At 35.7% G+C, this 14,536-nt stretch carries 3 protein-coding genes; all 3 read right to left on the bottom strand.

Going from position 1 to position 14,536, the window contains the following annotated elements; all coding sequences use genetic code 11:
• Positions 1–466: 466 nt before the first annotated feature.
• The gene (locus tag EKM69_RS06970; protein WP_125709536.1) at positions 467–10,141 is read right to left on the bottom strand and encodes a hypothetical protein; all 9,675 of its coding nucleotides are present in this window, start codon (positions 10,139–10,141) and stop codon (positions 467–469) included.
• Positions 10,142–10,289: 148 nt separating this feature from the next.
• Entirely contained in the window at positions 10,290–14,261 is a 3,972-nt protein-coding gene (locus EKM69_RS06965) for a hypothetical protein (RefSeq protein WP_125709534.1), read from the bottom strand.
• On the bottom strand, positions 14,231–14,536 hold a 306-nt coding region (locus EKM69_RS12310; protein WP_164505884.1), incomplete at its 5' end, for a hypothetical protein. The genes EKM69_RS12310 and EKM69_RS06965, both read right to left, overlap by 31 nt.

Genomic DNA, 14,536 nt, shown 5'->3' with positions numbered 1-14,536 from the left:
GGATCTTCTTTCATTTTGTTTATCGAATTTCAATTCCATTAGTTTAATGAATTTCCAAAAGTACTCGCATAATTTCTATTATTTGTGCTTCTGATTTTTAGATTTTGATTTTCATGGTTATTTTTCTACTCTTCAATTTTCGTTGCTTTTTCGTACAATCCCTTCAATTCGAAACTACCTTTCTTTTCAGCATATTTTTTACTCTCGGTTATTGTCAACTTTTTCTATATGCCCTTTCTTTATTATCTCCTACATCCCCTTTTCTTTTTATGCAGATACTATTTTTAAATCTATTATTTAGTTCTGCTCTTTCAGATATTATTTTTAGGCAAAACAAAAAAGCCACTTCTTTCGAAGTGACTTTTTTGCAGCTTTCCTATTTGAAATCATTTGGAGGTGATTAGTTGGAAAGCTTTTTGCAAATCGTTATCGATCTGAGGTCTTTAACGATTTTTATTAGTGCATCTTATAGGACAAGTGGATCATTGTGTACCCAGAATCCAACTGATGGGATTTGACGAATTGCGTAACCTGGCTCTGGTACCACGTTGCCGCCTTCGTCTGGTGTTGTGCCTGGTGTTCCTGGAATTACGGTTCCAGGTGTTCCAGCTCCGCCTAACGATCCGAGTAAGCCGAATGGTAAGGCAATGACTCCACCGACGACCATCAATAATCCTGGTATTATCATGCCTAAGCTGAGTAGTTGTAGTCCCATATTTAGTAATGGAATTGGTAAGCTCAACAAGAACAATGGTAATGTCAATGCGCCGATTAAGAATGGTAGTGCTAATAATCCTAATACTGGAATTGCAATGGCTAGTTTCAATAGTGTTGGTAAGATCACACCATTTAGCAACATCAATCCAGGAATCATTAACGGACGAACCAACAGATTCATGAATAAGAATGGTACTAATAATGGTAGTAATGCATTTCCAAGTCCTACCAAGCCAACTAATGGCAATGCTAGTAGATGTGCTAACAAGTTGTTCAATAACATTAATGGACTTAATGCTAAGAACGTCAATACTTTAGCTAGTAATGGTAATCCGAGTACTAATAGAGGTTTGATTAGGATCTTTAGAGGGAGGATTACTAAGTCAAATAGATCTTTAAGTACTCCAGGTAGTGCCAATAGTGTTGCTAAAATATCGCCTAACAATCTCAAGCCTTTGACTAAGTTACCTAGCAAGAAGATTGGTGCCAATAATAATGCTGGAAGTGTTGTTAATGGTAACAAGATTCCCAAGTTGATCAAGATTGGCAAGATCGACTTCACAATAGGTAATGTCAATAAGGTCTTAAGACCCAAGTTCAATAAGAACAATGGCAATGTTAGTAATCCGGAGATCAATGGCAATGCCAACAATCCGAGGATGTTGAATCCTGTATGAATAATTGGGAACAATAACATTGTTGCCAATACAGGAAGTGCTAACTTAGCTAAGTCTTTTAGAACTCTGAGTAATGCGATTGGTGTTCCTACCAATCCAAGTGTCAATGCCAATGGCAACAATACTGGAAGCAATGGCCAGAAGATTGGGTTGAGCATTGTTAACAATGTTAATAATCCAAGTGCTGGGATTGCAAGAGCTAATAATGTGTCGATTGGTAATGCTGACAATGGTCCAAGAATGTCTTTCAAAACATCTGCGAGTTTGAATGGAATCAACATTCTCAAGACGTTTCTCAATACATTGATGATTGGTAGTAATGGCCATAGTAATGGGTTGAGTAGTGCAAACAATTTACCTAAGTCTAATAGTCTTAGCAATAATGGAAGTCCTAATAATCCAAGTAGATCGAATGGTAATTTAATCAATCCATTCAATGCTCCTAATACAAGTGGTAACAAGTTACCTAAGATTGCTGCTAATGGTAATGCTAACAATCCGTTGATCAAGAACATTAGTGGTAATAATAGTAGATCTGTTAAGAGCTTGATTGGTAAGTTGCCAAGCAATGCTAACAATGGAAGAAGTAGTGTCAATGGTAATGGCAATGCTAATAACATTGTTGCAAGTGTTACGAGTGGCAAGATGAACAAGAAGTTAAGTAATCCGGCTAATAATGGAAGTCCGAGTAACAACATTGGTAAGCCAACGAATGTTCTCAAAAGATTTCTCAATAGCTTGAATGGAAGAGTTAATAACTCTAATCCAAGTAATAACCAGAATGCTACTCTTCTCAAAATATTGAGTAGTGGCAAGTTGAACCATAGTGGCATTGTTAGTAGAACAAGACCTAATGGTAACAAGCTGTTCAATAGTTTCAATCCAGCTTTCAACAAGTTGAATGGTACTAGTGCTAAGAGCGTCAATGCTTGGTTAAGCAATGGCAAACCAAGAGCTAATACGTTTCCTAATAATACATTCTTCAATAGTTTGAAGAAGAACAATGGCAATGTTGTTAATAATCCAAGTAATGGCAATCCGATCAAGCCTAATAAGTCTTTAACGAGATTTGCGATTGGGTATGTTAACAATCCTGCTAATGCGCCCCATAGGAGTGGAGCAATCAAGTTTCTTAAGGTATCGAGTAAGAGTGGTAGTCCAAGCAATTGTGTTAATAACAATAATGGTAGAGCTAACAATCTTACACCTGGGATAAATGTGCCTAACAATGCTAATAAGTTGAGCAATGGTAGTCCAAGTAATCCTAGGATATCAAGTGGCAAGCCACCCAATAGACCTCTCAAGAATGGTACGACGATTGCTGCTAATGTAGCTGGGATCAAGCTTGTTAATAAGTTCAACAAGATGAGTCCTGGTACTAAGAACAATTTAGCTAATAACTTAGCTGTGAATGTTCTCAAAGCAGCTAGTAGTGGAACTTTGATCCAGTTAATTGGATTCAAGAATTGTAATGGTCCAAAGATTGGTAACAACAATAAGTTAGTTAATCCTGCTACTAATAATGGAAGAACGTTATTCTTGATCAAGTCTCTCAAGAACTTGAATGGTAAGCTCAATAGATTCAACAATGACAAGCCGTTGATCAATGCTGGTACAAAGAATAGTCCGTCAAGGATCAAGTTTCTTAATGGAATCAAGCCAGGTAATGCAAGTGCACCTAATAGAAGGAACTTGCCAAGAGTCTTGATGAAGTCATTGAATAATCTCAAGCCATTTGCCAATACAAGGATTGGGTTGAGTAACAATCCGATCAATACTGGTAAGAAGTTGGCTACTAATGCTGACAAGCCGTTTGCAATCAAGAATGGTAATACACCCTTGGCAATTGGGAATGTCAATAATGTTGCTAATCCAAGGTTCAATAAGAACAATGGCAATGTTAGAAGTCCACTTAATAGTGGTAATAACAATAAGCTCAATGCATCGTTCAACAAGTTGATCAATGGTAATGACAACAATGTTGTTAATAATGCTAGTGGTAAGGCCAACAACAATAGTTTAGCCAAGTCACCTAATGTTCTTAAGAATGCTAATGGGATAGCGATAAATCTGTTGAATAACTTCAATGGTAATAGCAATGGAATTAGAAGTAATCCTAAACCAGGGATCAACATTGCAAGTGTACTCAATAATTGTACTAATGGAAGAATCAATAATAGATTCAATAGATCAAATGGTAAGTTGCCTAAAATGTCTCTCAAGACATCAGCTAGAGCTAATGGCATTAGGAGTAATCCTAGTGGTAATAGCAATGGAGCTAATAAGTTAAGTAATGGAATGAATGGTAACAACAAGTTGAACAATCCGAGTCCAAGTAACTTGAGTAGATCAAATGGTAACTTCAAGAAGTGTTTGAACAATCCATTTAGTACTAGTGGTAACAATAATCCAGCTAAGATTGCCATTGGTAATCCAAGAAGTTTGTTACCTAATAATACAAGTGGTAATAATAATAGGTCTAATAAGATCTTAATTGGTAAGATTGGCAATGCTGCCAACAATGGTAATAACAAGGCCAATAGAGGCATTGATAATAACATGTTGAGCAATGTGATCAATGGAAGTCCTAGTAAGAATGTTGCTAAGCCAGCCAATAATGGAAGTCCTAATAACAATCCTGGTAAGCCAAGGAATGTATTGAATAAGTTTCTCAAACCTCTGAGTAATGTTAATAACAATACTGGTAAGATCAAGGCTTCTCTCAATAAGTTCAAGGCTGGAAGTCCAAGCCACAATGGCATTGTTAATAATGCTAAGGCATTCTTCAACAAGTTCAAGCCAAGCTTGATAGCTCTTCTGATCAAGTTGAATAATGGTAAGACTAATCCTGTTAATAATCCGGCTAACAATGGTAAGCCAAGTAATAACAATGGACGTAATACAAATGCTTTATTGAATAACTTCAATAGGAAGATTGGCAATGTTGCTAACAATCCAAGTAATGGCAAACCAAGCAAGTTCAATTCGTTCTTGATCAATTTGGCAATTGGGTATGTTAGAAGTCCTGCTAAGTTACCCCAAAGAAGTGGAGCGATTAAGTTTCTCAATGTATCTAGTAATAATGGTAGACCAAGTAATTGTGTCAATAACAATAGTGGTAATGCTAACAATCTGAGTCCAGGTGTTAGAACTCCTGCTAATGCTAAGAGATTCAATAATGGTAATGCCAATAATCCTAGAATATCTAGTGGCAAGCCACCTAAGATATTTCTCAAGAATCCTAATAATAATCCGTTCAATAATGCTGGTAATAAGCTCAATAGCTTATTATTCAATAGTTTCAATGGCAATAAGAACAATGTTGATAACAATTGTACGTTGAATGTCGTCAAAGCTGATAACAATGCCATTCTGAGCCACTTGAATGGATTCAATAATGAGATCAATCCGAAGAATGGAATCAAGATGGCAAATGTCAATGCCATAGCTGCTAATGGAAGAGCTAATTGATTGAATAGGTCAAGGATCCACTTCAATGGCGTTCTCAATAAGTTGAATAGTGAAATCAAGTTCAATAATAGTGGAATGAAGAATAATGCGTTTAATAACAAGTTTCTGAATGGAATTAGTCCTGGCAATGTTAGAAGTAAGAATGCACCAAGATGTAATAGACCAAAGACAAAGTCATTAAATAATCTGATTCCGTTTGCCAATACGATAACTGGGTTCAATAGTAAGCCAGCTAATACTGGTAAGAAGTTTGCGACTAATGCTGACAATCCGTTTGCGATCAAGAATGGTAATACACCCTTGGCAATTGGGAATGTCAATAATGTTAATAGTCCAAGGTTCAATAAGAACAATGGCAATGTTAGAAGACCTGTGAGTAATGGTAATAATGCCAAGCTCAAGATGTCGTTCAATAGGTTGATTAATGGGAATGCCAATAATGTACCTAACAATGCTAGTGGTAAGCCAAGCAATAATGCTTTAGCTAAGTCACCTAATGTTCTTACTAATGCTAATGGGATAGCGATAAATCTGTTGAATAGTTTCAATGGTAATAAGAATGGAATTAGAAGCAATCCTAATCCAGGAATTAACATTGCAAGAGTACTCAAGATTTGTGCTAATGGAAGGATCAATAACAAGTTCAATAGATCGAATGGTAAGTTTCCTAATAGATCTCTTAAGACATCTGCCAATGCTAATGGTTGTAGGAGTAATCCTAATGGCCATAGTAATGGTGTCAATAAGTTAAGGAATGGAATGAATGGCAACAATAAGTTGAACAATACCAAACCGGCTAACTTAAGAAGGTCTAATGGCAACTTGATCAAGTGTCTGATCATTCTGCCCAATAGTAATGGTAATAATAATCCTGCTAGAAGTGCTGCTGGCAATCCTAGAAGTTTGTTACCTAATAATACAAGTGGTAATAACAATAGATCTAATAAGATCTTGATTGGCAAGATTGGTAATGCTGCTAACAATGGTAGAAGCAATGCTAATAATGGCATTGATAATAACTTGTTGAGCAATGTGATCAATGGAAGTCCTAGAAGCAATGTTGCTAAGCCGGCCAATAATGGTAGAGCTAATAACAACAATGGGAATCCAAGTAGACGGAAGATATTTCTTAATCCTCTGAGTAATGTTAATAACAATACTGGTAAGATTAATGCTTCTCTCAATAGATTCAAGGCTGGAAGTCCAAGCCACAATGGCATTGTCAATAATGCGATTGCACCCTTCAACAAGTTCAAGCCAAGCTTGATAGCTCTTCTGATCAAGTTGAATAGTGGTAATGCTAATCCTGTTAATAATTGAGCTAACAATGGTAAGCCTAATAATAACAATGGACGTAATACAAATGCTTTATTGAATAACTTCAATAGGAAGATTGGCAATGTCGATAACAATCCAAGTAATGGCAACAATGCAATATCAATTACATTCTTAGCTAGTTTTACAAGTGGATATGTTAGCAATCCTGCTAATAAGCCCCAAAGAAGTGGTGCAATTAAGTTTCTCAATGAATCTAATAATAGTGGCAATCCAAGTAATTGAGTTAGTAGTAATAATGGTAATCCTAATAATCTCAATCCTGGTGTTAATGTACCAATCAATCCAAGGATATTAAGCAATGGTAATGCTAGTAATCCAAGAACATCTAGTGGCAATCCACCTAAGATATTTCTCAAGAAGCCTAATAGTAAGCCGTTCAATAATGCTGGTAATAAGCTCAATAGCTTATTATTCAATAGTTTCAATGGCAATACGATCAAGGTTGTCAACAACTGAACATTAAATGTTGTCAATGCTGATAACAATGCCATTCTGAGCCACTTAAGTGGATTCAATAATGACATCAATCCGAAGAATGGAATCAAGATTGCGAATGTTAAGGCTAATACAGCTAATGGTAATGCTAATTGCCAGAACAAGTCGTGGATCCACTTCAATGGCGTTCTCAATAAGTTGTTGAGAGCTATAAAGTTCAATAGTGCTGGAATTAAGAACAATGCATCTAATAAGAGATTTCTAAATGGAATTAGTCCAGGTAGTAATAACAATCCTAAGATTACATCGTCAATTATGAATCTTAATCCATCAAGAATTGCTGTTGGAATAATTAAGAAAGCACCGATAAATGGAATTAAGAATGATAATAATCCTGCTATAATTGCATTTCTTAAAGCTTTGATGAACTTAATGATAGGCAAAGCAAGCAATGGAATTGCAATATTGATAACTAGTAAAATTGGTCTTAATAATAAACCAACTAATTTGTTCAAAAGCTTAAAGAGTTTGATCCAAATCAAGTTCTTGATTAAGAATGAAGCAAGACTTGTAATGAAGTTCCAAACTAGGCTAGCAATAAAGTTGTTTAACATGTCTAATAATAAGACTGGAACTGTCAATAGACTTGTTAAGAATCTTAATCCGCTTAATAACCATAGTGGAATTGTGAACAATTTATGTAATAGTCCAGGGATCAAGTTCATCAATCCGGCAAATAGATGTAGCATCAATGAATTCAACAATGCTAGTTTCATCAATAATGTTGGAATGAATGATCCAATTGTATTAACAACAATTTGTTTAATCAATCCGTTCAATAATGATAATAGGTTATTCAAGCCTCTGAATAATAACCAAACGCCGACATCAAACAATAATTGCAATGGGATCAAAATCAATAACAATAGTGGGAAGATTGGAGCCAATAGACCCAATGTCAAGCCAACTAATGGAATCAAGAATGGTGCCAATGAAATCAAAATCAATAATGTCTGGAATGCCTTAAATGCAGCGTAGATACTTAGAACTAATGGAAGTACAACTAGTCCAAGTACTCCAAGTGCAATCAATGGAAGTAATGGTGCAAAGATTGAAAGTGCAAGTGATGATACTAATTCCAAGATGCCGATAACTGTTGTTAGGACAAGTGGGAACATCAAGTGTACGAACAATGCAAATGAGTTAGCTGTAACTAATCCTGTACCGAAGTTACCAATTACCCAGTGTAGGATACCAGCGATGATCAAACCAATTGCACCAATTGCTGGAACTAAGGATCCTTGAATAATTGCATAGAATCCTGGGTTTCCAAAGATGAAGTAAATTGCAAATGCTAAACCATTAAATGTCATTGGTAGCCAGATATATGAAAGTGTAAAGATACCAGCTAACAATAGACCAATTGAAACGATTCCTTGGAAGTCAAAGAATAGTTTAGTAATTATTGCAAGTAATGGATTTGCAAGGATTGCATTAAACAATCCGAAAATCATAGGTATTAGAATTAGTGGAGCAAAGATTAAGATATCAATGATATCAAATCCGAGCATGATTCCGACGCCTTGTACAGCGAATAATACTGGGAATGCAATTGCAGGGATCAACATACCCCATGTAAGCAAGATGTCTGGAACACTAATACCAAGTGATAGAATTCCACCAACAACATCGTCAATGACGATAATTACTAATGCAACCCATGGTTCTAAGACGACTGGAACTGTTGCAAGGAATGTGTTTAGTACAAATAATACAAGCAATCTTACCAACATGCGTTTAGCGATAGTCAAGCCAAGGAATGCTGGAATACCAAAGATTGGTAATAATGTTAACAATGAACCAAATCTTAGAAGTTCAAGTGCTAAGAATGAATTCAACTCAACAATTGGTGTACCAAGAATGGCAAATGCAGAAATTGCTTTGAAGATATAATTCAATGGATTTACCCAATTGAGGAATGTTCCAATAAATGCTCCAAATGTCATTGGAATTGTAATGAATTGGAAGCCCCAATAGAATATTGGTTCAGTGATCATTGTGTAAACTAATACGACAAGTGCTTTCAAATCTTGAATAGGATTTGTTAATAGCTGGAAGAATGCTGATCCGAAGAACCAGAATGCAGCCAACATACCTGCAGCACCGATGATCAATGCTGGCAAGAAGATTGCTAAGTTAAATAATACAACTGGCAATGCGAACAAACCGAGTAACAACAAGCTTTGAATGATTGCTAATGGCAATGCGATCAATGCGACTGGCAATACTGAGATTAATTCAATAACACCAATAGCTAATGAAAGAACAGCAGTAAATGCAACATGTGCAAAGATTGCAAATGAGTTAGCAGTAATCAATCCTGTACCAAAGTTACCAATAATCCAGTGAAGGACACCTCCGATTATTAGTCCGATAGCACCGATGGCTGGAACTAATGATCCTTGGATAATTGCATAGAATCCTGGGTTTACAAAGATGAAGTAAACAAGGAATGCTAATGCGTTAAATGAGAATGGCATCCATGTGTAAGCAAGAGTGAAGAGACCTGCTATTGCTAACACAATTGATGTGATACCGATTGTAGTAAATAGATTTACTCCGATTAATGCAAGTAATGGGTTGAAACCAAGTGCCAAGATTAATAATGAAATATTAATCAATGGTGCAATTAATGGAATTGCAAGTAATGTAACGACTGCATCAAGAGATAACATAATTGTTAAGCCTAATACAACGAACAATACTGGGAATGCTACAGCTGGTATTAACATGCCCCATGTTAATAGAATATCTGGAACACTGATACCAAGTGATAAGATTCCACCTACCAAATCGTCAATAAAGATGATTGCTAGAGCAACCCAAGGTTCGATTACAACTGGTAGAGATGCAATAAATGAATTCAAGAAGTAAATATTGATTAAGTTCAATAATAATAGTTTAGCGATTCCAAGTAATGCAGCAACTGGGATACCAACGATTGGAAGAGTTGTAAGCAATGCTAGAACTCTAATAATATCGATATCAAGAATTGACAACAATACTGTGATTGGAATGCCAATGATTGTAAATGCAGAAATTGCTTTGAAGATCCAGTTCAATGGATTCAACCAGTTAACGAATGCACCTAAGAAGGCACCGATTGTCATTGGTAATGTAATCCAAATGAATGCCCAGTAGAATACTGGTTCTGTAACCATTGTGTATAGAAGAACAATGAACGTCTTAAGATCTTCGATAGGATTTGTTAATAGTTGGAAAGCAACTGATCCGAAGAACCAATTGATGATGATCAATGAAGATAGACCAACGATTAATGCAGGTAACAAGTTAAGAACATTAAAGATAACAACTGGTAATGCGAATAATCCTAATAATAATGCTGCTTGAATCAATGCAACTGGTAATGCGAGTAACAATACAGGAAGTATTGATAATAATTCTGCAACACCAAGTAATGTATTGAGTACCAATGGGAACATTGTGTGGACGAATAATGCAAATGAGTTAGCAGTGATTAGTCCTGAACCAAAGTTACCAAAGATCCAGTAGATAACACCACCGATGATTAGTCCAATAGCACCAATAGCTGGTACAAGCGAACCTTCAATAATTGCATAGAAACCAGGGTTAGCAAATATTAGATATTGTAAGATTATCGCAGAATGCTAATAAGTTAAATGAAGCTGGCATCCATGTGTAAGCTAACATGAAGATTCCAAGTACACCAAGCACGATTGATACAAGACCGATCGTAGCAAATGCGTTGATTCCCAATAATGCAACCAATGGATTTGAAAGAACTGATAATACAAGTCCGATATTCAATGTTGTAATTAAGATTGGATATGCAAGTGCAGTAACAAATGCATCAAGACTGAGCATAAGTCCAACACCAACAACAGCGAAGATTACAGGGAATGTAATTGCAGGAATTAACATTACCCAAGTTACAAGAACATCAGGAACACTGATACCAAGTGAAAGAATTCCACCTACAAGATCATCAATAAAGATGATTAACAATGCAACCCAAGGTTCTAGAACAACTGGAACTGATGCAACGAATGAATTCAAGAAGTACAAGACAAACATTAACAATAGTTCCTTCTTGGCTAATCCAAGAACAAAGAATGCAGGGATACTGAAGATTGGCAATGAAGTGAATAGGATTGCAAATCTCAAGATATCAACATTAAGGATAATTAATAAATCAGTAATAGGTAATCCTAAGATTACGAATGAAGTAATCGCTAAGTTTAACCAATTAAATGGATTCAACCAGTTAACAAATGTTCCGATAAATGAAGAAATTGTCATTGGAACAGTGATTAAGTTAAATGCCCAGTAGAATACTGGTTCTGTAACCATTGTGTAAAGTAGAACAATGAATGTCTTCAAATCTTCGAGAGGATTTGTTAGTAGTTGGAAGAATGCTGATCCAAAGAACCAGAAGATGGTAATTAATGATGCTGTACCAATAAGAGCAACTGGAATAAGGATTAGAAGGTTAAATAAGATAATAGGAATATTAATTAGTGCAAAGAACAACAATGTCTTAATTAAGGCTGCTGGTAATGCAACTAATAATACTGGTAATACTGATGCGAGTGCAGCAACACCGATGAGCATTGAGAATACCAGTGGGAACATTACGTGTACGAACAATGCAAATGAGTTAGCTGTAATCAAACCTGAACCAAAGTTACCAAAGATCCAGAATAATACACCAGCAATGATAAGTCCGATAGCACCAATTGCAGGTACTAGTGATCCCATGATAACTGCATAGAATCCAGGATTACCAAAGATAAAGAATTGTAAGAATGCTAAATCATTAAATGTTATTGGCAACCATGTATATGCCAACATGAAGATTCCCAATACAAGAAGTACCAATGATGTGATACCCATTGCTGCAAGATTATTGATAGCAATAATTACTGCAAATGGATGTGTAAATGCCATTGATAACAATCCTAAATTAAGACTGACAGCAACGATAGGCATAAGGATGAGTGCTGCAATAATATCTAAGCTCAACATTGCGTTTAAGCCTTGAACAGCGAATAGAATTGGAGCAACAACCGCCATGATCATCATTCCCCATGTAAGAAGAACATCAGGAACACTGATACCAAGTGATAAGATACCTCCGACTAAATCATCGATAAAGATGATTACTAGAGCTGCCCATGGTTCTAATACAACTGGTACTGTGGCTACAAATGAGTTCAATACTAGTAATGTTAAGAACGTAAGTGTTGTAAGTTTAGCAATTGTTAATAAGATCAACGTTGGAATATTCAACAATGGAATAGTAGCAACGAGTGAAATGACTCTAAGAATATCAATTGTTAACAACAAACCGATTAATACTAATGGAATACCCAATAGTGGTACGGCAGAAATTGCCTTGTTTAACCAGTTAAATGGATTTACCCAGTTAGTAAACATTCCAACGAATGTTGCGATTGTCATAGGAATTGTAATGAAGTTCCATGCCCAGTAGAATACAGGTTCTTCAACCATTGTGTATAAGAGAACAAAGAATGCTTTGATATCTTCAACAGGGTTTGTAAGAAGTTGTAAGAATACTGAACCAAACAACCAGAAGATTGAGATTAATGCTGGAACACCAATAATTAATACAGGCAATACATTTAGAATGTTGAAAATGATAATTGGTAAATTAATTAATCCAAGAAGAATTGTTGATTGAATCAATGCCAATGGAAGAACTAGTAATAATACTGGTAGTACTGACAATAATTCAGCAATTCCGAATACAACGTTTAAGACTAATGGGAATAGTAAGTGAACAAATATTCCGAATGATGTAGCTGTTAACATACCAGAACCAAAGTTACCTAAGATCCAGTAGATAACACCACCAATGATTAGTCCAATTGCACCAATAGCTGGAACAAGTGAACCCTCAATAATTGCATAGAATGCAGGATTTGCAAAGATTAGATATTGCAAGAATGGTAGCAAGTTGAATGCGAATGGCATCCATACGTAAGCTAACATGAATGCTCCGGCAAGACCGGCAACAATTGATGCTAATCCGATCGTGGCAAATAGATTAATAGCAATTAAAGCTGTTATTGGGTTTGCAATAGCTGATAATACAAGACCAATGTTCAATACGATAGTGATGATTGGCAACAATAGTGCTACAGCAATACTATCTAGACTGAGCATCAAGCCAACTCCACCAACGGCGAAGAATACTGGGAATGCAACAGCTGGAACTAACATACCCCATGTAAGAAGTACATCAGGAACACTGATACCAAGTGATAAGATACCACCTACTAAGTCATCAATGAAGATAATTAGCAATGCAACCCATGGTTCAATAACAACAGGTGCTGATGCAATAAACGAATTAAGGAAGAAGATTCCAGAAAGTAATAACATTAAGCGTTTTGCAATTGTTAATACAATAAATGCTGGAATACTTAATAGTGGAATTGATGTTAATAGAATTCCAAATCTTAATAAGTCAATATTTAGTAATGCTAGAAGTGAAGCAATTGGAGCAGCGAATAATGCGAATGCAGTAATTGCTTTGTTTAGCCAGTTGAGTGGATTCAACCAGTTTGTAAATGATCCGATAAATGTTCCAATAGTCATTGGAATCATGATTAGGTTAAATGCCCAGTATAGTACTGGTTCTGTAACCATTGTGTACATCAATACGATGAATGCTTTCAAATCTTCCAATGGATCTGTTGTAAGAACCAAGAATGCTGATCCGAAGAACCATAACAATGTATAAAGTTGTGGAAGTCCAAATACCAATACAGGAAGAATCAACAATAAGTTGAAGATTAAGATTGGTAATGAAATTGGTAGCAACAATAGCATTGATAATAGAATAAATGGAAGTGATCCAAGCATGATGATCAATGCAGGAATCAATAGTACTAATGGGATAATTGGTGCAAGCAATAATAGAATTGGAAGTCCAGCTAATGCTAACTCGACTGCGGCAATATCATTAAATGCATTGAGTAGAAGTTTACTAATCAATCTTGCCCAATTACCAGCAAGTAGACTAATCAAAATGTTCCAAATTGTACCTAAGATTGAAAGTGGCAATAATACTAATAATGCCAATAATCCTAGTGGAATTGTCAATAAGTTCAAGCCAGGAATCAATGCTGTTAGTAAACCAATTAAGATCATTGGAACAATAACAAACAATCTAGCTAATGTGAAGAATGGCAATCCACCAAAGAATAATCTAAGTAATCCAACGATGAGACCATTGAGCAATGAAGGGATTAATGCAAGTAACGCACTATTCAATAAGATCAAAGGTAATAGTAATGCTTTCAATAGCAACATTTCAATTGCTGTAAATACAGCACCAAGGATAACGGCGAGTACTGCAAAGAATAGTTTTGTCAAAATAAATGCAACAACAGCATTGAAGAGTGCTAATGGAATTGCAAATAATCCATTTAGAATTGGAAGTCCAATAAGGATACCCATCTTAAGTAATCCTACAAGGATGTTTCTAAGAATTCTAAAGATCATTGCAGTCTTAAGTAGTCTTCTTAAGAAGTTAAGTCCTGGAAGAATTTCCATAGAGGCGACGTTAGAAGAGTTGCTCCTAATGTTAACAATTCAGCGATTAATTCTAGACCTCTTCTGATCAAATTGAACAATGTTAAGGCAATTTGTGTTAATAGTGCTGCCAACAATGGTAGTCCGAATAACAACAATGGTCTTAATAATAATGCATTCAATGCTAAGTTCAATAAGAACAATGGTAATGCAAGTAATAATTGTAATGGTAACCATAGAAGCAAGTCTAACAAGTCTTTAGCTAAGTTGAGAGCTAATTGTGTAAGGATTGTTCC

This window comes from Companilactobacillus zhongbaensis (assembly GCF_003946515.1).
GTDB lineage: Bacteria > Bacillota > Bacilli > Lactobacillales > Lactobacillaceae > Companilactobacillus > Companilactobacillus zhongbaensis.
Note: the sequence above shows the minus strand (reverse complement) of the source record. Positions and strands in the feature narration are given on the sequence as shown.